The 26,358-nt window shown below is 62.6% G+C and carries 24 protein-coding genes; 6 read left to right on the top strand and 18 right to left on the bottom strand.

Annotated elements, in window-relative coordinates; genetic code table 11:
• Nucleotides 1-220 precede the first annotated feature (220 nt).
• Nucleotides 221-697: a RidA family protein gene (locus BLR29_RS13175; RefSeq protein ID WP_092137436.1), complete on the top strand. Its 477-nt coding sequence runs from the start codon at nt 221-223 to the stop codon at nt 695-697.
• Between the two features lie 198 nt (nt 698-895).
• On the opposite strand, the gene BLR29_RS13170 is transcribed toward BLR29_RS13175, so the two are convergent.
• From BLR29_RS13170 to BLR29_RS13150, 5 genes are read right to left on the bottom strand one after another with little or no spacing between them, the layout of a single operon-like run.
• Nucleotides 896-1,273 (bottom strand): RidA family protein, encoded by a 378-nt coding sequence (locus BLR29_RS13170; RefSeq protein WP_092137435.1) that lies wholly within the window; start codon nt 1,271-1,273, stop codon nt 896-898.
• Complete coding sequence (locus BLR29_RS13165) at nt 1,273-2,748, bottom strand: FAD/NAD(P)-dependent oxidoreductase (protein WP_092137434.1); 1,476 nt, start codon at nt 2,746-2,748, stop codon at nt 1,273-1,275. Before BLR29_RS13165 ends, BLR29_RS13170 begins: the two co-directional genes overlap by 1 nt.
• Nucleotides 2,745-3,056: a (2Fe-2S)-binding protein gene (locus tag BLR29_RS13160; RefSeq protein ID WP_092137433.1), complete on the bottom strand. Its 312-nt coding sequence runs from the start codon at nt 3,054-3,056 to the stop codon at nt 2,745-2,747. The genes BLR29_RS13165 and BLR29_RS13160 overlap by 4 nt, the downstream gene beginning before the upstream one ends.
• Nucleotides 3,025-4,155, bottom strand: a complete 1,131-nt coding sequence (locus BLR29_RS13155) for an NAD(P)/FAD-dependent oxidoreductase (protein WP_092137432.1) — start codon at nt 4,153-4,155, stop codon at nt 3,025-3,027. Before BLR29_RS13155 ends, BLR29_RS13160 begins: the two co-directional genes overlap by 32 nt.
• A gap of 3 nt (nt 4,156-4,158) precedes the next feature.
• On the bottom strand, nt 4,159-5,196 hold the full coding sequence (locus BLR29_RS13150; protein WP_092137431.1) for a tripartite tricarboxylate transporter substrate binding protein: 1,038 nt from the start codon (nt 5,194-5,196) through the stop codon (nt 4,159-4,161).
• Nucleotides 5,197-5,321: 125 nt separating this feature from the next.
• On the opposite strand from BLR29_RS13150, the gene BLR29_RS13145 reads away from it, so the two are divergent.
• Entirely contained in the window at nt 5,322-6,227 is a 906-nt protein-coding gene (locus BLR29_RS13145; protein ID WP_092137430.1) for a LysR substrate-binding domain-containing protein, read from the top strand.
• A 287-nt stretch (nt 6,228-6,514) separates the two neighbouring features.
• Here BLR29_RS13145 and BLR29_RS13140 read toward each other — a convergent pair whose 3' ends face one another.
• Nucleotides 6,515-7,783, bottom strand: coding sequence for a patatin-like phospholipase family protein (locus BLR29_RS13140; protein WP_092137429.1), 1,269 nt, complete (start codon nt 7,781-7,783; stop codon nt 6,515-6,517).
• A 461-nt stretch (nt 7,784-8,244) separates the two neighbouring features.
• Here BLR29_RS13140 and BLR29_RS31945 point away from each other — a divergent pair, with 461 nt between their 5' ends.
• Entirely contained in the window at nt 8,245-8,508 is a 264-nt protein-coding gene (locus BLR29_RS31945) for a hypothetical protein (protein ID WP_143018455.1), read from the top strand.
• 202 nt (nt 8,509-8,710) lie between these two features.
• The gene (locus BLR29_RS13130; protein ID WP_092137427.1) at nt 8,711-9,664 is read left to right on the top strand and encodes a carbon-nitrogen hydrolase family protein; all 954 of its coding nucleotides are present in this window, start codon (nt 8,711-8,713) and stop codon (nt 9,662-9,664) included.
• Between the two features lie 14 nt (nt 9,665-9,678).
• Here the strand turns inward: BLR29_RS13130 and BLR29_RS13125 are convergent, their stop codons facing one another.
• The 7 genes from BLR29_RS13125 to BLR29_RS13095 all read right to left on the bottom strand — a co-directional run bounded on the left by BLR29_RS13125 (nt 9,679) and on the right by BLR29_RS13095 (nt 16,905).
• Complete coding sequence (locus tag BLR29_RS13125; RefSeq protein WP_092137426.1) at nt 9,679-10,419, bottom strand: GntR family transcriptional regulator; 741 nt, start codon at nt 10,417-10,419, stop codon at nt 9,679-9,681.
• Nucleotides 10,420-10,565: 146 nt separating this feature from the next.
• The gene (locus BLR29_RS13120) at nt 10,566-11,582 is read right to left on the bottom strand and encodes a Bug family tripartite tricarboxylate transporter substrate binding protein (RefSeq protein ID WP_092137425.1); all 1,017 of its coding nucleotides are present in this window, start codon (nt 11,580-11,582) and stop codon (nt 10,566-10,568) included.
• 68 nt (nt 11,583-11,650) lie between these two features.
• Nucleotides 11,651-12,667, bottom strand: coding sequence for an Ldh family oxidoreductase (locus BLR29_RS13115; protein WP_092137424.1), 1,017 nt, complete (start codon nt 12,665-12,667; stop codon nt 11,651-11,653).
• Entirely contained in the window at nt 12,664-13,599 is a 936-nt protein-coding gene (locus BLR29_RS13110) for a hydroxyacid dehydrogenase (protein ID WP_092137423.1), read from the bottom strand. The genes BLR29_RS13115 and BLR29_RS13110 overlap by 4 nt, the downstream gene beginning before the upstream one ends.
• Entirely contained in the window at nt 13,599-14,774 is a 1,176-nt protein-coding gene (locus tag BLR29_RS13105) for a UxaA family hydrolase (RefSeq protein ID WP_092137422.1), read from the bottom strand. The genes BLR29_RS13110 and BLR29_RS13105 overlap by 1 nt, the downstream gene beginning before the upstream one ends.
• Nucleotides 14,775-14,837: 63 nt before the next feature.
• A complete protein-coding gene (locus tag BLR29_RS13100; RefSeq protein ID WP_092137421.1) occupies nt 14,838-15,119 on the bottom strand; it encodes a UxaA family hydrolase in 282 nt (93 codons plus the stop codon).
• Nucleotides 15,120-15,354: 235 nt separating this feature from the next.
• Nucleotides 15,355-16,905, bottom strand: a complete 1,551-nt coding sequence (locus BLR29_RS13095) for a bifunctional AfsR/SARP family transcriptional regulator/alpha/beta hydrolase (RefSeq protein WP_092137420.1) — start codon at nt 16,903-16,905, stop codon at nt 15,355-15,357.
• 117 nt (nt 16,906-17,022) lie between these two features.
• On the opposite strand from BLR29_RS13095, the gene BLR29_RS13090 reads away from it, so the two are divergent.
• Complete coding sequence (locus tag BLR29_RS13090) at nt 17,023-18,405, top strand: NAD(P)/FAD-dependent oxidoreductase (RefSeq protein WP_092137419.1); 1,383 nt, start codon at nt 17,023-17,025, stop codon at nt 18,403-18,405.
• Nucleotides 18,406-18,482: 77 nt separating this feature from the next.
• Here BLR29_RS13090 and BLR29_RS13085 read toward each other — a convergent pair whose 3' ends face one another.
• Nucleotides 18,483-19,367, bottom strand: a complete 885-nt coding sequence (locus BLR29_RS13085; RefSeq protein ID WP_092137418.1) for a LysR family transcriptional regulator — start codon at nt 19,365-19,367, stop codon at nt 18,483-18,485.
• A 213-nt stretch (nt 19,368-19,580) separates the two neighbouring features.
• Here BLR29_RS13085 and argC point away from each other — a divergent pair, with 213 nt between their 5' ends.
• Nucleotides 19,581-20,534 (top strand): N-acetyl-gamma-glutamyl-phosphate reductase, encoded by a 954-nt coding sequence (argC, locus tag BLR29_RS13080; protein WP_092137417.1) that lies wholly within the window; start codon nt 19,581-19,583, stop codon nt 20,532-20,534.
• A 184-nt stretch (nt 20,535-20,718) separates the two neighbouring features.
• On the opposite strand, the gene BLR29_RS13075 is transcribed toward argC, so the two are convergent.
• The 4 genes from BLR29_RS13075 to BLR29_RS13060 all read right to left on the bottom strand — a co-directional run bounded on the left by BLR29_RS13075 (nt 20,719) and on the right by BLR29_RS13060 (nt 26,188).
• A complete protein-coding gene (locus tag BLR29_RS13075) occupies nt 20,719-21,171 on the bottom strand; it encodes a PA2169 family four-helix-bundle protein (protein ID WP_092137416.1) in 453 nt (150 codons plus the stop codon).
• Nucleotides 21,172-21,371: 200 nt separating this feature from the next.
• Nucleotides 21,372-22,682, bottom strand: coding sequence for an MFS transporter (locus BLR29_RS13070; RefSeq protein ID WP_092137415.1), 1,311 nt, complete (start codon nt 22,680-22,682; stop codon nt 21,372-21,374).
• Between the two features lie 302 nt (nt 22,683-22,984).
• Entirely contained in the window at nt 22,985-24,580 is a 1,596-nt protein-coding gene (locus BLR29_RS13065) for a methyl-accepting chemotaxis protein (RefSeq protein ID WP_092137414.1), read from the bottom strand.
• A gap of 219 nt (nt 24,581-24,799) precedes the next feature.
• Entirely contained in the window at nt 24,800-26,188 is a 1,389-nt protein-coding gene (locus BLR29_RS13060; RefSeq protein ID WP_255371223.1) for an MATE family efflux transporter, read from the bottom strand.
• Nucleotides 26,189-26,358 lie beyond the last annotated feature (170 nt).

The raw sequence follows: 26,358 nt of genomic DNA, 5'->3' as shown, positions 1-26,358 counted from the left end.
CTGGAGGCCGTCGTCGACCGGTTGAATCCGCAGCCAGTTCCGGTCATCCGACGTCGCTGCCAAAATCGTCGACGCCTGTGGGGCAACTCGCCCGCCAGTGCACTGCATTTTCCATTTTCGACCAAGGCCGTGTCGAATCTGAGGGACGGAGCGTCGTCTCAGACAAACTCAGAGCAATCGATTACGCTCTACCCTTTCGACAGCGTCGGTGAAGGTGCCTATGACGAGAGACGACAAGCTGCGGCAGATCGCGGCGGAATTCGGATTTGATCCGGACGAGGAAATCAAGATCGGTGGGAAGTACAAGCCTGTTCTGGTTGATGGGAACGTAGCCTACATTGCCGGCCAAATCCCGCGAGTTGGAGAAGTGGTGCGCTTCGTTGGCGTAGTGGGCGAATCCATTTCGCTCGACGAGGCGCGTCGTGCAGCAGGGACTTCGACGCTGCGCGCGCTGTCTCTAATCAAAAGACGCTGTGGAACGCTCGACGCCATACGGGCGGTGCCGCGCATCACCGTATTTGTGCGAAGCGCGCCAGACTTCACGATGCAAAGCGAAGTCGCCGACGGCGCATCCGACGTCTTGTATTCGGTGCTTGGCGACGTCGGCATACACACTCGCACGTCCGTTGGTGTACTGCAATTGCCAAAAGGCGCGTCGGTAGAAGTGGATTTTATTTTCACGGTGCGGCCTGCGTAGTGGGGCCTGTCAACCGATGGTAGGTATTCGCATACTGGCGCTATCGCGCCAGTAGCTGACATTCCCCGCCTCCAATCGCACGACTGCAGCCGATTCCACGGCGGTCGCATGAAAACACACACGCATGGCACTTCAGCGCAAAACATGAGGGCTGCACGCGTAGCGAATCGGACTTCGATCGTAACGTTTCCGGGCGCCTTACGCAGCTGCGTTGCCTTCTGCCGCGACTATGGTTACTTCAACTCGTAGCCCCTCCGTGGCGAGCGCTGCCTCGACAGTAGTACGAACTGGTGCCTCCGCTTTGTTGTCTGCCAACCACCCCTCCCATACAGCGTTCATTCCTGAAAAATCCCTGATGTCACGCAGGTAGACCGTCGCAGAGAGAAGCCGGCTAGGGCTGCTTCCCGCTTCAGTAAGGAGCGCCTCGACACGCGACAAGACCTCACTTGTTTGCGCGGCGATATCGCCGGTGGCGGAAGCACTTCCTTTGGCAGTTTGTCCGCACAGATACACCAATCCGCCATAGCGGACAACCTTGCTCAGACGCGAATTCGTATGGTGTCTCCGGATTGCCATCACGACTTGTGTTCCTTCTTTTGTGGTGTTTGATCGGGGGTGCACGCCAGGGCGGCCAGCGACCCAAGACTTATCGGTTTGATCGGGGCACGAATGCGATAGGCACCAATCTCACTCGGCGTACGATGGTGGGTATTCGCAAGTATCTGGGTCACGGTGATTCCGCACATCCTCCCCTGACATGGCCCCATCCCGCAGCGACTAAAGAACTTAGTCTGGTTGGGTCCCTCACAGCCCAACTTCGCCATTTCACGGACGCGCCCCGCGGTGACTTCTTCACATCGGCAAACAACAGTGTCGTCGGCACAGTTAACGAGCCATTCTGGAGGGCGATAAAGGGCATCCAAGAATGGACGGACACGCTGCTGATGCTTTAGCGCGGAGCGCCAAGACTTCGCGAGCTCCTCGCCCCTTTTTGCGTCTAGCTTTCCGATTGCCACCGCTGCCCCTATTGCAGCGATGGCACCACTGGCCTCCGCTGCCAAAGCGCCGGCAATCGCCGCGCCATCGCCGGCTATCCGGAGCCCAGACAAAGACGTCTCACCCCAAGCGTCGACGGCCGGATGCCACGCCAGTTGCTGGTCGCTCCACGAGTGGTCCACGCGCAAGAGCCTGGTTATCTGCGTATTGGGCACGACGCCGTGATGAAGCAAGGCAACGTCGGCTTCGATACGTTGCGCGCTGCCACCCTCAACGAATGACACCGCTCGCACACGTTGACCGTCATCTGTAGCCTCAATGCGAACATCTTCCACATGCTTGGCAAAGCGTACGCCCGCACGGCGCAGCTTCCATAGCATCCGCAGACCTTTTCCGAGAATCTTCGGGCACGTTGCAGCCAGTGTCAGATGCTTCAATGCGCGCCGATTGTTTTCAGCGGGGCTTGTCTCAATGATGCCGGCAATTTTGGCCCCTCCGTCTAGCAGTTGGCATGCAACCAACAGTAGCAATGGGCCGCTTCCCACCAGCACAACCCTGCCGTCCGGGACTTGAGCTGCCGTCTTGATAGCGATCTGTGCCGCGCCAGCATTCAGTACGCCTGGTAGCGTCCAACCGGGTAACGGCGAGGGGCGCTCCATCGCTCCGGTGGCAATCACCAATTGGGGAGCACGGACGTTGAAAGAGCGTCCTGACTGTTGCGCGGTAACAGTCAGATCACGCGCCACATCCCACACCAAAGTGCCGTACCGGACCTCGGCCCCTGATCTTGCAAAGCGTTCCGCCAAGGAAGCGCCATGGCAGTAGTCCCGACCGAGCAACTCTTTGACCGTTCGGGGCGCGACCGTGACATTCCGATATATCTGGCCGCCAGCGCGAGGTTGTTCATCGAGCACGACAGTCCGCAGGCCACACGCTGCCGCAACTGTCGCAGCAGACATCCCCGCAGGACCGCTACCTATAATGATGAGGTCGTGAGTAAAGCCTTCGTTGATCCGATTTTCGTCGATGGAGCGAACATTGTTCCCTGAGCTCATGCTGCTGCCTCCACGCGCCGTGCGCCTGACGGCAACCGCACCTGCATTCCTTCACGCACCTCGACCATACAGGATTGCACGTTCTGAGCGCCATCCACTTCTACGATGCAGTCGAAACATGCACCCATGAGGCATAGCGGCGCCCGTGGGGCTCCCGATACTGCCGTCTTTCGGAACGGTACGATTCCCGCGGCAAGCAATGCAGTCGCCAGGGTCTGGCCCGCGCGTGCATGTAGCTGTTGTCCTTCCACGTGAATGACAACAGTCGGCTGCAGCTCAGTGGGCGATAGCTTGATTGACTTGAACATCGAAACGCCTTGCCTTGAAATCCCGAACTTCAACCGGTTCGGTGCCGGTACGTATCCATTCCACAAGTGGGCCGGAATGTGCTGGTGCCAGCGTGATGCCGCTGTGGCACGTCACCACGAAAGCTCCCGGGCATTCAATGGACTCCTCATAAATCGGATAGCCATCCGGAGTCATGACACGCAGCGCGCCCCATGTGCGAACCAAGTTGACATTGGCCAGCATCGGGAAGCTGCGCACCGCACGCGCTGCAATGCGAGCCAGTTCAGGCAAGGTGGTGCCATCGTCCATCCCGACTTCTTCCTTCGAGTCGCCGATCTGCACCACGCCTTCGCCCGTCTGCCGCACGTAGTGGCACGGATATCGCAGAAATGGCGACACCCGTTCGCTAACCAGAAGTTGGCCTCGTACCGGCCGTACGGGGGCGCTTAGCCCTACCTGGGGAGCAAGGTCTCTGTTCGCCAGCCCAGCAGCGAGTACCACGCGCGATGCCGAGAACGTGCGGTCTCCAGCCCGGACTCGGAATTCCCCCGCACGATGCTCGATCTTGTCGACGCTTACTCCGGTCACCAGCAGGCCACCGAGAGCCTTGTAGCCTTGGACCAGTGCTCTCAACGTACGCAGCGGACTGACATGACCGTCGAGCTCGCAGTAAATCGCACCGACAACATCCGGGCCGGCTTCTGGGATGAGCCGGCGCAGGCTCGGCAGATCGAGGACTTCGTATGGATAGCTGATACCGAGTTGTGCACCTAATACTGCGAGTTTTCCGGCGGACTCAGAGAGCGTCTTCTCATCGAAGCTCATACTAATTCCGCCTGGCTGCTGAAGTTGGACGTCGATTCCCGTGAGGTCTTGCAGTTCTGTCGCAAGTGCTTTCCACTCGCGCGCCGCCTGCATGGTCCAGCGCGCATAGGCCGGACGACCCAGACCCTTGTTCTGGACCCAGACGAGGCCGAAGTTTCCTCTTGATGCACGAAAGGCGTCATCGCTTCCGTCAAGCACGCACACGGTATCTCCGCTGCGGGCAAGTCCATATCCCACGGATAGGCCCACCACGCCCCCGCCTATGACGAGCGTATCGATGTGATCCGTACCCATGACCTATTCCGCCTTGATGTTGCGCTCGCGGACAATCTTTTCGAACTTGTCTGCCTCGCTGCGAACGAACGCAGCGACCTCGCCGGGAGTCTTGCCAGAATCCGGTTCGATGCCGAGCTTGACGAGTTTCTCGCGAAAATCTGGCGTTGCCATCACCTCGCGAATCGCCGTGTTTAGTCGATTGACGATGGGTGCGGGTGTGCCGGCCGGAGCCTGAATGGATTCCCACGCCACAAGTTCGAAGCCAGGGACGCCCGACTCCGCAATGGTCGGAACATCTGGGACCGCTGAGACACGCTTCTTGCTCGACACGGCGATGGCACGAAGCTTTCCTTCCTTGACGAGGTTGATTGACGACGCCACTGTGGGCATCATCATCGTCACCTGTCCGCTCATGAGGTCTATCAGCGCAGGCCCACTGCCTTTGTAGGGCACGTGGATCATGTTGATGCCCGTCTTGGACAGCAACAACTCCGATGCCAAATGGCCCGCGCTTCCAGGACCATAGCTGGCATAAGGAAGCTTGCCCGGCTGCGCCTTGGCCATCGAGACCAGATCGGGAATCGATTTCACCGGAATGCTAGCCGGCGTAACGAGCCACAACGGAATGACGCCGAGAAGCGCCACGGGCGCGAAGTCCTTATAGATGTTGTAGTTCAGCTTCTGAAGGGCCGGATTGATGGCGAACGACGAGGAAACCGACAAGAGCGTGTAGCCGTCTGCAGGCTGGCTCTTCACATACTGAGTCGCAATGATGGAATTCGCGCCCGGCCTGTTTTCCACCACAATCTGCTGGCCGAGCTTCACGCTCAACGCAGCGCCCAGTAACCGCGCGGTCGCATCCGAGGATCCGCCCGGGGGAAACCCGACCACCAGTTTGATTGGGCGGGTTGGATATGACTGCGTCGGTTCCTGCGCGCTCACCGGGAAGCATACGAGCATCGCGAACGCGGTGAGCCCAGCCGATGCCAGTACGCTGCCCACGCCGCAGCGCAACGTCTGCGGCAGAAGGGTCTTGTCATGTTTGAGTTCGGGGGGCATGTTGTCCGTATCTCCGTACCCCTGGTTTGCCGCTAAGATTTGGGTCCAGGGTGGATGAATCTTAGAAGCGCTCTCCCTGCATAACAATTCATTCTTTGCAGCCTGCTTATTCCAAAAAGTTATGTATGAAGAAGACTGTCAATCTGCGCCAAGTTGAATCCTTTTACTCCGTAATGCGTACGGGAACCGTAGTCGGAGCAGCGCAACTGATGAACGTGACGCAGCCCGCGGTCAGCAAAGCAATCGCCCTCCTCGAACTGCGCATCGGATACAAGCTCTTCGAGCGCAGGGGTCGCAAGCTTGTGGCAACGCCTGAGGCGGAGGCGTTATACCGTGAGATTGAGCCAATCTATGGCAGCCTCGAACGGATTTCCCAGATCGCTGAAGACATCCGTAACCAGCGCGCGGGAGCACTGCGCATTGCGACGCTACCTTCGATTTCTCAGTGGCTGTTGCCGAGGGCCATCACTCGCTTTCTGTCGACCCGACCAAATGTATCCGTCTACATCGAGAGCCTGCCGTCCCGGCAGGTCGCGGATCTCGTCGCTACACGCCAGTTCGACGTAGGCTTGATCGAACTACCGCTGTCGCGGCCCGCTATCGCGACGGAGCCACTGGATCCCAGTCCAGCAGTCGCGATACTGCCGGTCGGTCATCGGCTCGCCTCGAAGCGGGTAATTTCCGTCAAGGACCTTGCCAATGAGCGGCTAATTTTGCTGTCCCAGCATAGTTTTCTGCGCCACCAGATTGACGACGCGTTTTCGAATGCTGGAGTTGCGGCAAACGTCATTGTGGACACGCCCCATTCCTTGGTAGCCTGCGGACTCGTAGCGGCCGGCGCGGGAATCACACTGGTGTCACGTTGGGCTGCGGAGCTGTTCTCAGCGCATGACGTCGTCGTGCGACCACTAAGAGAAGAGCTAGCTTCGCGATACGCAATCATCTTCCCGAGTCCTGGACGCAGACTCCTCTTGGCGGAAGCTTTCGCCGAAGACTTCCGGGAAGAGATTAGACACCCGAAGCGGCGTTAGAATGCCTTTCGCGACACTTGGAATTTTGCTGCCAGAAGCGGAAATTTCTTTCGGAGTTCCAGAATTTCGCCCGCGTTTCGTCCAAGGCTGAAATTTCGCCTTGCCCAGAACCTGACGTCTGATTGAACGCGTAAAGGAGCCATTGACGATCTAGCGCCGGGGGGGCAGGGTTGGGTCGGTAGTTGCCTCTGGCGCCCACGCACCCATGCGCGGGTGGCCCTACGTCAGAATCCGGCCATTTCGAGACGCCGCCAACGCCCGCTTCACCCACGCCGCGTGCCGCGGGACTATCGCGCCTCGGTTGATTCGCGCTCGAACTCGCGGATCACCGGGTTGCCAACGATGGCATCCCTCCCCGCCTCGATCAGGCGATCGACGTCCTTCTCGGGCAGATGGAGTCTGGTCGGCACATCGCTCAGACTTGCAGCACGTTCCTTGTCGAGGGCTTCAAACGAGATCCGCGTGACGGAAAATTCGACGTCATTGCACCGCCAGCCTGGGCGGCGTGCAGCGATCTCCCGCTGCCGGGAATCCGACATGCCACACCGATACGCCACGAGGTCGTCGCGCCACTGCTGCATCATCGGAACGAAGGCGTCATAGCTCATCCTGACGTTGGTCCCCATTGCCGCATCGATGGCCGCGCTTGCGACTTCGATCCCGGACGGGCCCTCCTGGCTTCGGTTCCAATCGCCGCGCGGGCCGTGACCCGCGTCAACGACGATGAAAAGCAGCCGCCGCACATTGATCGCGTCTTGCTCGCTCATGGGACCATAAGCCGTGCCCAGCAGCAGGCGCGATTGCAAAATGGTGGCCAAGCCGTAGTTGTCGGTCACCCCGCCGTCGACCAGCTTGATGTACTCGCCCTTCGAAGTGTCCCGGAGACCGCGAACGGCATTTGCCAGGGCGCTGAACAGCAGCGATTGCCCAGGCGCCTGGGCCTTGTCAAGGTTCGGCAGCGGTGCACTGCAAGCCTCGGGATGCTTTTGTAGGACGATCGGTGCAAAGAAGAGCGGAACCGCCATGGATGCGGCGACGGCCTCGGATACGGGAAAGCTTGCGAGATCGCTGCATAGCGCATCGAATGCCTGCTGGCTGAACGGGAACGCGACCCGGTAGTAGACGTTCGTGGCGTTGATCCAAACGATCGGCTTACCGCGGCGGAACATGTCGGCGTACGTCGCGCCCTTGAACACGTCTTCGTCGAGCCAGCTCCTGAGATCTTCCCGATCATTGAGCCCCCCCGCGAAGAGGCGCGCAAGGTTGACCGGATTCAGGAGACTGAAGCGAAGCCCCGCCTCTCCGTCCTTCAAGAGTACGGATCGAAAGGTCGACAGGCCGGCCTTGCCGTGCAGACCGTAGTACGCAGCGGTGATGGAGCCTCCGGACACGCTACTAATGAATGCGACGTCGTCGAGCAGGGACGCGCCCCCAGGACCTCTCATGGCGTCCAGCCCCTGCAGTGCGCCGAAGGCGAAGGCTGCGGCTCGCGTGCCACCGCCGGAGAACGACAAGGCAACGGCTGTCTGGCCGACGACCTCCGTGGGTTCGCGCATGGCCGCCGACGCGCTGCCTGCCGCAGCTTCAGGCAGATTGCGCGGCGCGTTGTGAGGAAACGACCCGCAGGCGCTGAGTCCCGCAAGGAGAAGCAGTATCAGCGTGCGGTAGGCCCTGCCGCAGGCGCGTCGCGCTCTCCCTGCCGCCCCTATTCGCCAAGGCAGGCTGGTCTTGTGCCGAAGCGTGTAGTCATGTCGAAAATTCCGCATTGGACTAGGTCAGGGGTCTATATGGGACGATTGCCTTCTTGAAGGGGAATCATACGTTTCCACAGAGCACGCGGTAGTGCGCTCACGGTACCCACTCTGTTGTCACATCGGCACCAATCGCGGCGCCTTGCATGGTGTAACGTTCACGCAACCGTCCTTTTCGTCCTTTTGACGCGCGATCCGTGCAGCTCCTGGAATGCGCCGGTCCCTCGTCACGACAGGACTTGCTGGTCCCATGCACCGATTCGTACATGGCTTTCACGCTGCAGCATCCCCAATCCGGCCCGCGCCATGGCAACAAAGTGATCCAGCGTCTGACTTGCGCTGGCGACGACGACCGTTGCGTTTTTGTGCTTGAGTGTCGCTACTTCACATCAGTCGTGACCCCTAGAGGCCTGCGCGTCTATCCGGGCGCCAAGAACTGGCGCTTGACCAGCGGCGAACTCGTCGAGTTGATCGACAAAGATCTGTTTCGAGTTTCGCATACAGGAGAAGTGCTCTTGAGAGTCGCATGAGTCATCATCCGCCCTCTGCGTCAACCGACGCCTCAAGCTGTCGATGGCGCAGTCAACTGCGCGCGTTTGTCTGGAAGCGAACATAGCGAACATGACAGGGGCGAGTACGCTGATGAATGGTGCGCCGAGACCGGCCCGCCAGGCGTGCTGGCGTGACTCCGATACGTCACCGCCTACAGCCAGAGAACCGAGGGAGGGCAGCATGGCAAAATTTGTCGCCGCAGTGGTGCAATCCGCGCCGGTTCCCGGGGACACGGCGGCCACGGTGGACAAGGCTGCAGCGCTGATCGCGGAGGCACGCCAGCGCGGGGCGGAGGTCGCGCTCTTTCCGGAGGCGTTCATTGGCGGCTATCCCAAGGGCGCGGACTTCCACATTTTCATCGGCGCCCGCACGCCAGAGGGCCGACAGGAGTACGCGCGATATCAGCGCCGTGCGATTCGGGTGCCGGGCCCTGAGACCGATGTCCTGGGGCAGGCCGCGCGCGATGCCTCGATGTATGTCGTGATAGGCGTCATCGAGCAGGACGGCGGTACGCTGTACTGCACCGCACTGTACTTTGGCCCCGACGGCGCGCTACTTGGCAAGCATCGAAAACTGATGCCAACCGCAGCCGAGCGCCTGTGCTGGGGATTTGGCGACGGATCCACCCTCGATGTCGTGGATACGCCCTGGGGTCCGCTGGCTGCGGTGATCTGCTGGGAAAACTATATGCCGCTGCTTCGCACGGCAATGTATGGCAAGGGGGTCGCGATCTACTGTACCCCGACCGCAGATGACCGAGATAGCTGGGTGGCAACAGCCAGGCATATTGCGCTCGAGGGCCGGTGTTTTGTCTTGTCGGCATGTCAGTATCTGACGCGCGCAAATTTTCCCGCCGACATGCATAACCGCCTCTCCGACGACGGGAATGCCGTGCTGATGCGTGGCGGGAGCATGATCATTGATCCGCTTGGCCGGGTTCTTGCCGGCCCGGACTACGACGGCGAAGTCATCCTGACTGCCGAACTCGATACCGAGGAAATTGCGCGTGGCCAGTTTGACTTCGATCCTGTGGGCCACTACGCACGCCCGGATATTTTCAAGCTGATCGTCAACGAAAGCCCAACGCCAGCGGTCATCTTCTCTCGAAGGGGCGCGCCTGGTGCAGATGCGTAGGCGAGGATCTCGACCTACGGCTGCGACAGTGTGAATTCGTGGTGCAACGTATTGAGTTTCGAGACCCGATATTCGATGCGTTCGTCGTGGTACGAATACGCTGTTCGCAAGACCTGAAGCAAGGCACTGCCTGCGGACACCTCCATCAGCTCGGCATCCTCTTCGTCAGCCAGCGTCGCGCGCAGGCGTTCGTCGGTGCGGATGATGTTGATGCCAAACGCATCCTGATAGAAGTTGTAGAGCGTGTTCGGGCGCTCACGCAGTTGCGCCTCGGTGAGTGTTGGGAAGCGCTCAGCCGGGACCGTGATCGCATCGATCATGACGGGCTGCTTTTCCAGCGACAGGACATTGGCAAACCTGAAAACGGCATCGCCAACTGACAGGCCCAGCGCCGCCGCCTCCGCCTTGTCAGCCTTGGCACGGCGGAACCGGACAAGACGCACCGTGGGATATTCCCGATATCCGTCCTGACGGACAACGCGGAAGAACCGGAAGAAGTGGTCTTCCATCCGGTGCGTGGCAACGAATGTCCCGCGGCCCTGATGACGAATCAGGATATTCTCCGTCACCAACTCATCGATGGCCTTTCGCAGCGTGCCGATGGAAACGCCAAATCGCTCGATCAGCTTGCGTTCCGAAGGAATCGCTTCCGCAGGCTTCCACTCGCCCTCCGAGAGGGCGACCAGCATGGCACGCTTCACGTCCTTGTACAGCACCCCACCGATGGCGGCACCGGCGTCGAATCTGGAACCCACGGGCAAATGTCCTCAAGTTGCGCGCCCTGTGACATCAGAGTCGCGTGTCATATAGATAAGCCACATCATACTGAAGTTGAATCGAGGACCAAAGTAGCGGCGCGTTGTCGCCACTGCCAGGTGCCGCCATGCCGAAAGCCCCGGTATCACTCGGCCCGGATATGCTTCTCCTCGATCACCCTGGCCCATCGCGTGACCTCGGTGCCGAAGTACTCCGAAAACGGCGGGCCGCCCTGTGGCGCCGGTGTAAAGCCGGCCGCCGCGATGCGGCTGCGGATGGCCTCGGACGCCAGCATGCGTGCCACCGAAGCCGAAACTTTGTCGACAATGGGACGCGGTGTGCCAGCAGGCACCATCAAACCCGTCCAGTTCTCAACGATCAGGTCCGGATATCCTGCCTCCGCCACTGTAGGGACATCGGGCAGCAACGGATGCCGCTCCCGCGTGGTGACCGCGAGGGCCCGGAGTTTTCCGGCCTTCACATAGGCCAGCGATTCCGGGAAATTGGAGAAGACCACGTCGATCTGCCCGCCGATGAGATCGGTCATCGAAGGCGCCCCACCCTTGTAGGGCACATGAGTCAGGTTGGCCTTGCTCTGGCTTTCGAAGAGTGCGAGCGTCAGATGAGGGGGCGTGCCATTGCCACTGGAGCCTGCATTCAATGTCGACTTCTGCGCGGCCGCCGCCAGATCCTTCAGCGATTTGATCGGCGAGTTTGCCGGGACGACCACCACCATCGGCGACGATGCGATACGCACCACAGGCAGCAGATCCTTCTGCATGTTGAACGGCAACGCGGGAAACAGCGTCACATTCGACGCGTGGGTCAGCGTAACGGCGAGCCATGTGTAGCCGTCGGCAGGCGCTTTCGCAACCTGATCGGCCCCAATGTTTGCATTGCCGCCGGGCTTGTTGTCCACGACGATCGGCTTCTTCCATTCTTCCGACAGTTGCTGGGCGACCGTACGCGCCATGAGATCCGTGAGTCCGCCGGCAGCAAAGGGAACGACATACCGGATCGGCTTGTCGGGATAATTCGCCACGCCATCCTGCGGTGTTGCCGCAGTCGCAGGTTTTGGCCCGGCCAGGGCCGTTACCACTGCCAACGTAGCGAACGCAAAGCAGAAGCTTCTGCGCGCGCCAAAATTCAAGCGTCGATGCATGGTTTGTCTCCTTTGTTGTCGTCGGCCTGTCTGACGCAGGCCAGCCGATGCACGGATGGGGGCGTACGCTAGGCTTCGATCGACTCCCCCGCCAAGGCCTTCAGGTCGCTCCACAAGGTTTCCGGAATCTCCACGCCGTGTTCGCCAGCCTCCGTTTGCGCGCGATGCCGCCGCGCGCCAGGCAGCCGCGCGCCTTCGTCGTCCAGCATGGCGCGGACCAGCGCTTCAACGCGTTCAGCGTAGGTGTCGCTACCCGCAAACGCGCCGGGATCGAGGACAAGGAACAATTGGCCAATACGCGGACGGTTTCCGGCGTCATCGAAGAACGAATCGGCCTCCGCACCGAACTGCGCGCCGGCCAACGACGTCACCAGCAGTTCGACCATGAGCGCGAGCATCGCGCCCTTGACACCGCCTGCCGGCAGCATCGAGCCGCGCAGGGCCGCCCTGGCATCCGTAGTCGGCTGACCTGCCTCATCGAGCGCCCAGCCCAAAGGGATCTCCTTGCCCTGCTTCGCGGCGACCATGATCTTGCCGCGCGCCACCTCCGACAGAGACAGGTCGATCACCACCGGTGCCGCGCCGCGTCGCGGAAAGACTGCCGCGATGGGATTGGTGCCGAAGAGCGGGCGCTTGCCACCCCAGGCCGGCATGGCTGCCGGCGAGTTGCCCATCGCAATGCCGATCATGCCCGCGCTGGCCACCGCCTCCAATGGCAGCGCCGCGGCGCCAAAGTGGTGACTGTTGGTCACGGCGGCAACGCCGACACCTGTCGTTCGGGCAAGTCGAATCGCCTCGGCAATGGCCACGTCGCACGCTGCAAACGCGAAGCCGCAGCCCGCGTCGACCAATACCGCGCTGGCCCGCGTTCCACGTGCGACGGGCTCGGCATTGCCATCGACACGGTCATGGCGAAGGTGAGCCACATACATGGGCACACGGGAGACGCCATGCGATGGCAGCCCCACCGCATCGGCACGTACCAGCGCGGCTGCGGTCGCCGACGCTTGCCTCGTGCTGGCGCCCGCACGGCGCAATGCCGATGCGGCCATGCGCTCCAGTTCAACAAGGGGAACACGTGTCATGTGCTTGCCTCCAGGGTTTCCCGCACTTCTCTGGCGATCATCATCGACACGCGCGCGTTTGCCTCGTGCGTGACGCCGCCGATATGCGGCGTCAGAATCAGATTGGGAGCGTTCGCGAGCGGGCTTCCGGACGGCAACGGCTCATCGGTGAATACATCCAGCGCCGCGCCACCGACATGCCCCGCGCGCAAGGCATCGGCCAATGCGCTCTCATCCACCACACCCCCGCGCGCGGTATTGATCAGGACAGCGCCTGACTTCATTGCCGCGAGCCGGCCCACATCGATGAGATTCCGCGTGGCGGCCACCAGCGGCACGTGCAGACTGACCGCATCGGCCTGCGAGAGCAGCTCGTCGAACGACACACGCCGCACACCGCTGGCCGCCCAAACCGGATCGTCGGCCGCGAGCATCGGATCATGCGCGATCACCTCCATGCCAAACGCTTTCGCCAACGACGCGGTGCGTCTGCCAATGTCGCCGAATCCCACCAGGCCGAGCGTCTTGCCCAGCGCCTCCCTGCCATCGGACAGCCTCGCGCGCGGCCATTTGCCCGCCGCCACCTCCGTGGTGGACAGATAGGCCCCGCGCAGCAACACGGCGGCCGTCGTCACCACATACTCGGCGACGGACCGCGCGTTCGCGCCGAGTGCGGGGATCACGCGGATACCACGCTGACGACAGGTCTCGACATCGATGTTGTCGAGCCCCACGCCGAGCCGGCCGATCACCTTGAGGCGGGTTGCCGCAGCCAGCAGTGCCGCGTCGACCTGCGTGCGATTGCGCACGATCAGCCCGTGGGCACCGTCGAGGACCTCCATCAGGTCGGCGCGCCTGTCGACCCACCCCGGCTCGTATTGCACGTCGAAACCGGGGGTGAGGGCCTGCACCGCGACCGGGTCCATGAATTCGCTGATGCAGATGGTTTTCATCAGGCGGACTCGTGGATGCGGGTGAGCACGAACTCGCGGTGACCCAGTGCTTCGGCAGCGGTCCAGCGACCGTTGATGGTGGCCAGCATGCATTCGAGCAGCTTGTCGCCCGTTTGATCGAGGGTCTGCTCGCGTTGCAGCAGGCCCGAGCAATCGACGTCCATATGCTCGCTCATCAGGCGCACCGTGCGCGGATTGGCACACAGCTTGATGACGGGGACGATCGGATTGCCAATCACGTTGCCCTGCCCGGTCGGGAAGAAATGCACGACGTAGCCCGCCGCAGCGCAAAGCGTCACCATCTCGGCAGCGGCGGACGACGAATCCATGAACCAGAGGCCCGGGTGCGTCGGCTCTTCCGCCTTGTCGAGAACGCCATCCACGGTGCACTTCTTGCCGATCTTCTGGATATTGCCCAGCGCCTTCTCTTCGATGGTCGTGAGACCGCCGGCGATGTTGCCCTTGGTTGGCTGCGATTCCGAAAGGTCCGAGGTCTTCCAGCGATCGATCATGCCTTGATAGCGTTCGAACATCGCCATGAACTTGTGGCGCACTTCGTCGTTCGCGCAGCGCGCCGCGACGATGTGCTCACCGCCGGTCAGCTCGGAGGTTTCCCCAAACACCAGGGTAGTGCCAAGCGGATGAAGCTTGTCGAAGGCATTGCCGACTGTGGGATTGGCCCCGCAGCCCGACGTGGTATCCGACTCGCCGCACTTGGTCGAGATCCACAACTCGTTGATCGGGCACTCGACGCGATGCAGTGCCGTGGCGTACTGCACGAACTCCTTCGCGGCCTTCGAGGCGCGCATGATGGTTTCATGGTCGCCGTGGCCTTCAATGCCGAAGCCCACTACCGGCTTGCCTGTCCTGGCGATGCCGTCGACCACCTTCTTGGTCCAGCCGTCTTCAATGCCGATCACCACCACCGCGGCGACGTTGGGGTTGCTCCCTGCGCCGATCAGCGTGCGGAAATGCAGGTCCAGATCCGGACCGAACTGCAGCCGGCCATAGGGATGAGGAATTGCCATGGTGCCCTTGATCGCGGCGGAAACAGCTTCCGCGGCGGAATTGGACAGGTCGTCCAGCGGCAGGATGATGACGTGGTTGCGGACGCCCACGCGACCGTTGTCGCGGCGATATCCCCAGAAGGTGGTGTTTTGATCGATTACGGACATGACAAGGTCCTCAGGTGCGTTGGATGGGAAGTGGCTTGCGGTAAATGCGTCAGACGTCGCGCGTTACCAGCGCTTGGTCTTGATGTTGTGTACGTGGGCGTGCTGCCCCGCCTTGATGGGCGCCACAACCTTGCCGATGTCGATGCCGTACTTGTAGACCGTCTCGTTCACTTCCATGTCACACAGCGCGACCTTGTGCCCGATGGGAATCGGTTGCAGCGCGGTGACGGTCACCACCTTGTCCTCGTCCATGATCCAGGCATTCAGCTTGGTGCCCGCCTCGATCCCCTCGACCACCGCCACCGCGACGGTGTCCCTGGCGTCATGCAGTACCACGTGAATCATCTTTATCTCCTTCGTGTGGGTCAGCGTGGAATCATCCTAGGCGGCAAATTCATCCATGTCAACTAGCTCATATATATGAATTTGGGACGCAAGCTCGCCGACGTAACTCCTTCGGGAAGCGGATGCTGCAATGCACAAGCATCGACCACCGCGTGAAGCTGAAAAAAAAAACGACCCCCGGAGGAGTCGCTTCATCCCAGTTGGCTCACCCGGGCGTGCTGGCCGCGGTTCGCAGTTACCCGGCGAGACTGCCGACAAACCGCCTGATGCTGTCCAGGACGGGTTGCTGATCGCCCGCGAAGGCCCAGTGATCGGCGCCGTCGAGCTCGACGAATCGCGCCTGCGCGATGTGGCTGGCGAGATGCCGGCCGGCGGCGACGCGAACCGCGCGGTCGTCGTGACGGTGCAGCACCAGAGTGGGCATGGAAATTCGGCCCAGGAGATGCCGCACATCCATATCGCGCAACGCTTCGAGCACGCCCTTGATGGCTCCCGGGCTCGACGCAGCGCGAAGCAAGCCGGCCCACCAGGCTCTCGCCTGAGGATCGCCAGACAGGCTCGGCGCGAATGTCTCGATGCCCGCCGGCCCGCCCCAGAGTGAGACGAGCTGCTGCAGCCAGATATCGTACTGACTCGCCTGAAGGGCGTGGGGATAGTCGTGCGTTGCGGTTCCCTTCGCCAGAGAGGCGAACAGAATGAGGCCGGCGACACGATCGGGGTGATCAACGGAAAACTTGATGCATGCTGGCCCGCCCTCTGACGCGCCGAACAGCACGACCCTGCGGCTGCCGGCGGCGTCCAGCACGGTGCCGATGTCCTGCGCGGTCGCGTCGACGCCGGGATTGAACCCGACCCGGTCGGAAAGCCCGACGCCGCGACGATCGAGCAGGATGAGACGGCCCATCCCGGCGAGAGAGGACAGGAACGCCCGGCAGCGGGGCTCCTCCCACACCCGTTCGACGTGAGACACGAAGCCGGGCAGCACCAGAACATCGATGGGGCCGGCGCCGTAGGTCTGGAATGCGAGATGGATGCCGCCACCGCTGACGTAGCGCGTCGACGGCGGGTCCTCGATGGGCAACGTTGCGTCGGCATTCAGCAGCGCGCGGGTCTCGGGTTCGGGTGCCACATCGAGCTCGTCGCGAAGGCGATGCGTCAGGGCCTCGAGGTGCCGCTGGGCCGTGGCCGGGTCTCCGGCGAGCAGAAGGTTGCGGATGAGGTGCCGGCCGTACACTTCGCTGAGCGGATCGAACTCAACCAGACGGCCCGCGTGCGCGGCCGCGGCCGCGTAGTCGCCGGCCGCATTCCTGTCGTGCACCACTCGTTCGAGCGCCTGGATCGCCCGGCCCCGCAAGGCCTCCCGGCGAAAGAAAGCCCACTCGTCGAACTGCGGGCAGTCGCCAGGCGAAAAGCCCGAGAGAAAGTCACCGGGATAGTGGCGGCACGCCTGCTCGAACTCGCCGCGGTCGCAGGCTTGCTCGAACAGCTGGGAATCCACCTGCAAGTCGATCGCTGCCGACCATCGAACCGTTGACCGGTCAGTGGTGAGAGCGTCGTCGCCGAGCGTGAGCTGGAGGCGATGCAACAGGCGCCGCAGCCGCGCCCGTACAACCTCTTCGCCCTCTTCCGGCCACAACATCGTGGCGAGGACATCGCGCCCGACCGAGCCCTTCGCTTCGGCCAGGTAGACCAGCAGGGCCAGGCCCTTGCGCAAGCGCAGCTGGCACAGTCGGTCGTTTCGACGAATCTCCGGAAATCCTAGCGTCCGCACGCTGAACTGAGTCATGGCGAGGCGACCCTCAATGACGGCGTCCGGGGGACGCTCAGGGGACGCGGCAATCCTACCATCCCCTGCAGACGATGGGTGCTGGACTCATTGCGACGGATTGAACGGAGGATTGTCATGAAGAACCTGGGCAAGCATGCGATCGTGATCGGCGCCAGCATGGGCGGGCTCCTGGCCGCCCGCGTACTGTCGGATTTCTATACCAACGTCACCGTGCTCGAACGCGATGCGTTTCCGGCAGCAGACGCGCCGCGCAAGGGCGTGCCGCAGGGTCGCCATACCCATGGGCTCCTTGCGCGCGGCAGCGCGGTACTCGAGGCATTCTTTCCGGGATATAACACCGAGGTCGTCGCGCAAAGCGGCGGCGTGCTCGGTGATGTCGCCAACGATGTGATCTGGATCGGTCACAACGTCAGGCTTGCCAACGGCGCGAGCGATTTGATCGGTCTGCTTGCGAGCCGTCCCGTGCTCGAAGGCCATCTACGCCGACGGGTCCTGGAGTTGCGCAACGTGCGCGCCATGGAAAATTGCGCTGTGCGGGGTCTTGCCACCGACCCCGGTCGCAAGAGCGTGACCGGTGTGCGCGCATGTGTCGAGGGCAAGCCGGAAGAGACCATCCACGCGGACCTTGTCGTTGATGCCACCGGCCGTGGCTCATCCAGTGCGGCTTGGCTTGAAGCGCTCGGCTACCAACCTCCCGCCGACGAAAAGGTAGAGATCGGCATCTGCTACACGACCCGTACCTATCGGCGCCGACCGACGGATCTTGGCGGCAAGCACGGCATTGTCGTCGCCGGTAGTGCGCCGAACTGGCGCAACGGCGTCATGCTCGCGCAGGAACGTGACAGCTGGATCGTCAGTACCGGCGGTTTTCTTGGCGACGACGCACCCGACAACGACCAGGGCTTTCTCGCGTATCTGGCGACGCTGCCGACCATGGAGATTCACGACGTTGTCGCAAGAGCGGAGCCGCTAACCGATTTCAGGCGCTTCCGCTACGTCTCCAGCCTGCGCCGGCGGTACGAGAGACTCGCACGCTTCCCCGAGAACTACCTGGTTTTCGGCGACGCCATCTGCAGCTTCAACCCTGTTTACGGGCAAGGCATGACGGTCGCGGCAGAGGAAGCGCTGGCGCTGCAGCAGTGCCTGCGCGCGGGCCCGAACGATCTTGCGCGTCGATTCTTCCGGGCGGCCGCGCATATCGTCGATATTCCGTGGGACATCGCGGTCGGCAACGACCTCCGCCATCCAGAGGTCAAGGGCGCCCGCCCGCCGATGCGGCGTTTCATCAACTGGTACATCGGCAAGCTTCACCTTGCCGCGGCACACGACAGCACGCTGGCCACTGCGTTCCTGAAGGTTGTCAACCTGATGATGCCGCCGTCGTCGCTGCTCAGCCCTGCGATCGCCATGCGCGTCTGGCAGGGCAACCGGAGGCCCGTGCCGTCCGCTCCCTCGCCAGCAATCGAAGTCGCGAGGCGGAATAGCGCATCGTCATGACCGGGTATGACGGTGTTGGTCCAGAGGTCCGGCCCGGGCGGCTCCCACAGCCGCCAGTCGACGTTTGGCCAACGGCGCTACCCCGCTCGCAGCGCCCACAGGGCCTCCAGCACGTATTCCGTGGCACGTTCCACCCGTTCCTCGCTGTGCGCCAACCCCAGTCGCCGCCACAGCGCGGGCCGCAACGGCCGCATCACCACGCGCGCATCCGGCGCCGGCGTGGTGACCTCGTGTGGCAGCAGGGCCGCGCCATAGCCGGCCGCCACCAGACTCTTGATGGCGTCGTTGTAGTTGAGCTGAATACGCGGCGCAGGCCTGTGGCCACCGCTGGCGAACCACTCGGCGGTCAGGCGCGACAGGCGCGTGGTGCCGTCATTCAGGATCAGCGGGCGCGATGCCAGCCAGGCCGGCGTGATGTGCGCCGGGCAGGGCCAGCTCGCCGGCAGGAAAGCCCGTACCGGATCGCGCCGCCAAGGGCGGATGGTCAGCCCCGCCACGCGCGCCTGTGGCAGTGCCACCAGACCGACCTCCAGCGTGCCGGCGGCCAGCCGCGCCAGCGTCTCCTGCGAGGTGAGCACGGCCACCTGCACGTCGATGTCGGGATGCCGCTCCGCCAGCACGGCCAGCGCCTGCGGCAGCAGGTGGGCGATGGCCCCGGTCGAGGCGCCGAGGCGCACGCGGCCGGTCAACCCCTGCACCTGACGCTGCACGTCGTCCAGCGCAAGGTCGGCATCGGCCAGCAGGCGGCGGGCGCGATCGACCAGTGTCTCGCCAATGGACGACGGACGCACCTCGCCGCGCTTGCGCGTCAGCAGTGGCGCACCGATGCGGGCTTCCAGTTCGGCAATGTGCAGGCTGACGGTGGGCGGAGCCAGGTGCAACGCGCGCGCGGCTTCGGCGAAGGAACCCAGATCGGCAATGGCGACGAGGGTACGCAGGCGGTCCAGGCTGATCTCGCGCATGGGGCGGCACTCCGGTTAGGGGCGGATCTGCTGACGAGGATATCGTTCAGGAAACGTGAATTTCATCATCATGAAATTCAACTTTTTCGATTCTATCCGGTGGCGCAAGATGGCGCTTCCCTTATCGCGCCACACCCGAAGTCCCACCCACGCAGCGCTGATGCTGCAGCGGCCGGGGCTGCCACTTTCACGCCACCTCGGAGGATCCATCCCATGCGCTATCCGCTTGTTTTCATCGACGGCGACCAGGGCACCACCGGCCTGCAGATCCACGAGCGCCTCCGTGGGCGCGACGATCTGCGCCTGCTGACGCTGCCCGCCGGCCAGCGCAAGGATGCGCGCGCCCGCGCCGACGCCATCAACGGCTGCGACATCGCCATCCTGTGCCTGCCGGACTCCGCCGCACGCGAGGCGGTGGCATCCATCGTCAACCCTGCGGTGCGCGTGATCGATGCCAGTTCGGCACACCGCACGCAGCCCGGCTGGACCTATGGCTTTCCGGAGATGACCGCCGGCCAGGCGCAGCGGATCGCGGGCGCGCCGCGCGTCAGCAATCCGGGCTGCTATCCCACCGGGGCGATCAGCCTGCTGCGCCCCCTGATGGAAGCCGGCCTGCTGCCGCACGACTACCCCATCGCCATCCACGCGGTGTCGGGCTATTCGGGTGGCGGCCGCGCCGCCGTCGATACCTACGAGGGACCGGAGGCCGCACGGGCCCTGCCCTTCCAGGTCTATGGCCTGGGCCTGGCGCACAAGCACACGCCTGAAATCCAGCAGCACGCGGGCCTGGCACGGCGCCCCGCCTTCGTGCCGGCCTATGGCGCCTTCCGGCAAGGTATCGTACTGACGGTGGCGCTGGAGCTGGACCTCCTGGCATCCGGCACAGACGTCGGCAGGCTGCACGCCTGCCTGCTCGACCACTACGCCGGCGCCCGCCATGTCGAGGTGATGCCGCTCGCCGAATCGGCCGCCTCCACTCGCCTCGACCCGCAGGCACTGAACGGCACCAACGACCTGCGCCTGGGCGTGTTCGCCAACCGCGAGCACGGGCAGGTGCTGTTGGCAGCGGTGTTCGACAACCTCGGCAAGGGGGCTTCGGGGGCGGCAGTGCAGAACCTCGACCTCATGCTGGCCGGGGCGGCGGCGGAGGTTCGCCGGTCCGCCTGACGTCGACGCAGGGTCACGGCGGTCGTCGCAGACGGGCAGGCCCGAGTTCACCGTGTCGCCTTCCAGGCGCGTCACTCACGGCGGCGCAAGCCTCGGCGTCGAAGTAAAAAGCGGGCCGGCAGCTTGTCGGCTTCCGGCCCGCATGGTGAGGTGAGATCAGGTCAATCTGGCGTGATTCGGCGCTTCAGTGAATCTGCATGCCGCGCAGGGCGTGGATGCGTTCGTGATGCTTCTGCATGCCCTCGTACTGGCGCAGGACCACCGAGCGGATTTCCGCCGGCATGTCTTTCATCAGCGCCGCGCGGTACTCGCGCCTGGCCGCATCTTCCTCGCGTTCGCACAATTGCAGCACCGCGTCATCATTGTGCGGAGCGATGATGTGCATCACTTCCATCCAGGCGCGATGCATCGTGCCGGTCATGGTGCCACGGTCGCGCGGCACGGCGCCCAGGGCGCTGACAAGGGTCTGTAATTCGGTCACCGAGCTGCGGCAGGTTTCAGCGGTGCCTGCCAGGATGTTGCGCATCTCGGCGTTGTGCACCTCACGGGCGCCGGTCAGGCAGCTGAGTTCGCCGTCCTTGCCGACTTCGATGAGGTGGTTCAGGGTGAAGACGAGCTGTCCTTGAGCGTTGGCCATGGGAAACCTCCTTGCCCGAATCGAGGCAAATGTGAACCTGCGAGGACATTCACACCGGGCGGGTGGAGCCGGGTTGGCTCACGTGGGATTTGCCAGGATCGAGGTTTTGATTCCCGCTATTGGCGCGCACCACCGTCGAGCGCGAGTCTCGCACGTCGTCATCCCAGTATAGAAGCGAAGCAGGGCCGGCCAATGGGAGGCTATCCCGGCTCGGATTCCCGGACGTCGTTCGACAACTCGGCCTTGACCTCGGGAATCGACTCGCCATCCCTGGTGGCAATCAACGCTTTCGGCGCCAACGGGATCAAGGGCAGAATCAGTGCGTACACCACCGTCGTGGCGATCACACAATACGTGAACCCGAGGGCGGCGCCGCTGTGATAGATCCAGGAGCCCAACAGATCGCCGGCTCGCGCCGAGAGCGCGAGCACACCATCCACCAGCATCATCAGGGTTCCCTGCAGGCCCGGCGGACAGGACCGCATCGCGAGATCGAAGTATGCTGCCGTGGCGATGCCGCCCATCAGCCCAATCGGTACTGCCAATACCAGCGCGAGATTGGGGGATTGAATGAATGCCAGCGGAATCATTTGCGGCACTGCGACGATCGTCCCCCACCACAACAGCTTGTTCAGCGACACCTTCCTGCACAGAAAGCCATACAGCAAGAACGTGGGGATGAACGCGGCAGCAAAAATCCCGTTGTAGTACGAGTAAATGGAATCCGATGCATGCAGTTCATTGGTCAAATAGAACTGCAACGGGGTGGCCGATCCTGGCGCGAAGTTCCAGAGAAAACAGATGAGAAGCGCCGGATAGACGGCCTTGTGCTTCACGAGCCGCCTGACATTCCCGACGAAATCCGCGCCCCGCGCTTGCGGCTTCTCGTACGCATGGCCGAAGACGGAAATGGGCTTCCACAGCCCCAGCACAGCGATCGACAACGTGACCATCGCCATCAGGAGGAGGGCCTCCTTCGCGGCTAGATGATCGGAGAAGTACCCGGAAGCGAACGCTCCCGCGACGACCGGGACGGAGCTGACCGTGTTGCACAGCGCGCTCAGCCGCCCGGACATGAGCTTCTCCTGGCCCACCAGCGCGATCAACCCTTGATAGGCGGCGGCGATAAATCGGGATGACAGCATTGCCAGCAGCATCCCGACGACCAGTCCCGTGTATGAGGTCGACGAGAATGCCATCCAGATGAATGCCGCCGAGGTGACCGGAGCGAAAATCAGGAAGAAGCCGCGATCCCGCAGGCCCAGCGGATTCCAATGGTCGCGCGCGAGGCCAAAGACAAACGCGATGTACACCGGGATGCCCGTGACCAGCCGGAACGTCGAGATTTGCGTGGCCGTCGCATGCAGCTCATTCTTGAGCAGGTACGACGTCTGTATATCAACCAGGTAGCCGGCCGGTGTCGCCAGATAGACGAACAAGGTCAGCCAGCCAAAATACAGCAGGGTACGGTTGTTGCCTTCGGAACCATCGCGATCGGAAGCGGCCGGCATGCTCGGAGGCGAACAGCGAGACTGGGTCAGTTCACCATGCCAGATCAGCGCGGCCGGCGTTGGCCTGGCTATCGCCACAAGCCCGGTCGACACGCCCGGAATGGCATGGAGTCGCGCTCGCCCGCTTGCGGCTTGCTGGGTTGCGCGGCAGTCGCTTCACCAGCCCCCCAACCAGCCGCCAGCGAGCAGCGTGCTCAAGAATAGGCACAAACTGCTCTGCCAGACAAGGACGAGGGGTGCCGAGCCGATCGCGCCAGAGATACGACGGATCTGGCGCTGGCCCAGGTCGAAGGATTACCTTTCTATGCGGCGGGCCTGAGGGCGATGAGCGAACGCCCCGGTACAGGTTGGCCCGCGATCTTGAAATACATGACGTCGTCTTTCATGCCGACTGCCTGCTCTCGCAGCGCCTGTGCTGCCGCGGCGGACTCCTCGACCAACGAAGCATTCTGCTGCGTCACCTGGTCGATCTGCGCGATGGCATGGCTCACCTGCTCGAGATTCTTGCTCTGCTCGTCAGACGCAGCGGAAATCTCGCCGATGATGTCCGACACGCGCTCGATCGCTACGCTAACCCGCTCCATCGCGGCACTGACACCCTCGGCCTGTTGCGCGCTGACTTGAACCTTGCCCGTTGAAGTCTCGATCAGTTCCTTGATTTCCTTCGCTGCGCCAGATGCCCTTTGCGCCAGCGATCGCACCTCGCCGGCAACAACCGCGAATCCCCGCCCTTGCTCGCCCGCGCGAGCGGCCTCGACTGCGGCGTTAAGCGCCAGGATGTTGGTCTGGAATGCGATGCCTTCAATCATTCCAGTGATCTCCGCGATCTTCCTCGACTCGGCGTTAACCTCATTCACCGTCTGAACCATCGCCGCCACATCGGCGCGCCCGGACTCCGTCATCTCCCTGGCACTTCCGGCCAGGGAAGTCGCCTGACGCGCGTTGTCGGCGTTCTGGCTCACCGTTTCCGTCAGTCCGGCCATGCTGGCAGCGGTTTGCTCGATGGATGCGGCTTGCTCTTCGGTACGGGAGGACAGATCCATATTTCCCGATGCGATTTGCCCTGCCGCGCTGGCGACCGCCTCGCTGGCGGTACGAATATTCCCCACCGTACCTCCGAGCTTGTCATTCATGTCCTTCAGCGCCTGCAACAGCTCACCGGTCTCGTCCCGGGACGTCACCGCGATCTCGCTGGACAAGTCACCATCGGCCACGCGGCGCGAAATGGTGACGGCCAACTTCAGCGGACGGGTAATGCTCAGCGTCAGGTAGTACGCACAGATGATGCCCAGGACCAGGATGAGGCCTTCGAGCACGAGCAGCAGGGTACGGCTCTTGGCGGCAATGCCGTCGATTTCCCTGGCGGTATCGTCAATCGTCCGCCGCTGCACTTCTACCAACTGACGCATGGTGTCCTGATACGCGTTGGCAGCCGGCGTGAACACCTTGTCCAGGAGTCGCGTCGCATCGTCGACATTGCCCGCCGCCTTGGCCTTGTTGATCTCGTCGCGAGAGCTCAGGTAGGCCTTGCGCAATTCACCGATCTTGGTGAACAGTGCCTTCTCTTCATCGTTGGACAGCAGGGTCTCCACCTTCTTCTGGAGTTCGCTCGAGCTCTTGGACGAAGCCGCTGCATCCTCCGCGAAATAGGGGCCGAGCGCAGGATCGGAACTCTTCGCGATCGCGCTGGTGCGTCGGATGCCTGAGGCGAGGTTGGCATACCAGTCGCCAATCAGCCTTTCCTTGAGCAACGGCACCTTCATCATCTCGCGCGTCGCGGTTGAAACGTTGTCGAGCCGCCAGATGCCAATTGCGGTGATCACGATGGAGAACGCGAGAATAAGGGCGAAGCCCAAAGCCAGTCGCTTGCCGATTTTCATGCTGCCGATGAACGCCATTCTTTCTCCACTAAGCCTAAGCCGTTGGGCAATAGGTCCGCCATCATTATTGTGTGTCCCGCCCTGTAGTTAACGAGCAAGGTGCCAGCTGTCGCTTCCAGAACGGCGGTGCAGGCGACATCCTTAACCCGACTTTAGTGGGGTATGGGCGGTATGACGTCGTGGAGTGTTGAGGGCGGGCGGGCATCGACAATGCAGAGCATGTGATGCCATCGCGGCTCACGTGTGGCGTTGACGGATTCCTGCCCAGCCTCCGGTGGCAATCGACCACAAGATGCAGCTCCCATATAGCAGCATGGCAAGGGCGCCCAGAGCGAAGTACTGCGGCAGCGACGCACCCAGACTGATTGCCACGCCCCCAACGCCGGCGAATAGCGAGAGACGCAAGGCACCGGCGAGCAGCGGCCACTTGAGGCGACCCGCACCTTGCGAGGCGAAGTAAAGCGAAAAGCCCAGCGCGAAGAAGCCATAGACCGGGCCAACGATTTGCAGGTAAAGCGCCCCGGTTTCCAGGAGGTGTGCATCGGCGCCGAAAAGACGCAGCCAGGTCTCCGGCCAGAATGCCGCAGCCAACCCTACCAGTTCTGCCAGCACGAAGGCCATGCAACCACCGGTTATCGCAATGCGGCGGGCACGCTCGACTTGCCCCGCGCCAATATTGGCGCCGACCAGGGCGACCATCGGTGCGCCAAGACCAAAGGCGATTGGAATCAGCAGATACTCGAGACGAGCGGCGGTTGCATAACCTGCCAGCGCGGCTGTGCCGCCATGATGGCCGACCTGCGCTGTCGTGATCGCGATCAGTGCGTTGGTGAGGACCGGGTTCAGACAGGCAAGCCCGCCGACGACGAGGATGCTGCGCATCGGTGCCCACTGCAGCGTGCCGACCGACAGCCGTGCGGCACAGCGGCCCGACAAGCAATACCAGCCCAGCACCACGGTCCCTGCGGCGTAGTACGCCACCAGCGCCCACGCGCCGCCAGCCACCCCAAGCTTGGGCAACGGACCGAGCCCAAAGATCAGGCACGGCGACAACGGGATCATCAGCAGCGCGCCGACACAAATCACCATGCCCGGTATCGCCATGTTTCCCGTGCCACGAATCACGCTGGCGAGAGCGTTCATTGCCCACATCAATGGCAACGCCGCAAACAGCACGCGGCCGTATGTGCAGGCGGCTTCCAGCGCTGCGCCATGCGCACCGAGCAAAGAGAATAGCGGTCTTGCGCCAACCAACAGAAGTAGCGAGAAGATGGTGCCGATCAGCACATTGATCGCGAGCGCGTGGCGCGCGAGCTGCTCAACCAGAACGGTGTTACCGGAACCAAGGGCGCGCGCCACTGCGGAAGAGATGCCCCCACCCATCGCGCCCTGCGACATGTTCTGCGTCAGCATCAGTACTGGCACCACCACCGCAACGCCTGCCAGCACGTCTGTGCCGAGCTTGGCGAGGAACCAGGTCTCGATCAGACCGGTGGACGACTGCGCCAGCATCATCAGCATGTTTGACCAGCTCATGCGAGCCAGCATGGGCACGATGGGCGCCTCGAGCATGGATCGCAGACGAGGATTGGCGACGCGCGGTGCCGCGGCGTTAGTTGAGATCATGGTCACTTCCTGCTTTGCCCGGCACTATCCACCTCGTCGAAGTATTTGCATATGCACGCATCTCAATTTACTTGCATATGCCCGCATTCGTCAAGATCGACTACACTGACAGTGCTGCAAGCCTCGCATGGCGCCTGATGGACGCGATGCGGAGCGGTGAAACGATGGGA

The organism is Cupriavidus sp. YR651, assembly GCF_900101625.1.
Classification (GTDB): domain Bacteria; phylum Pseudomonadota; class Gammaproteobacteria; order Burkholderiales; family Burkholderiaceae; genus Cupriavidus.
Note: the sequence above shows the minus strand (reverse complement) of the source record. Positions and strands in the feature narration are given on the sequence as shown.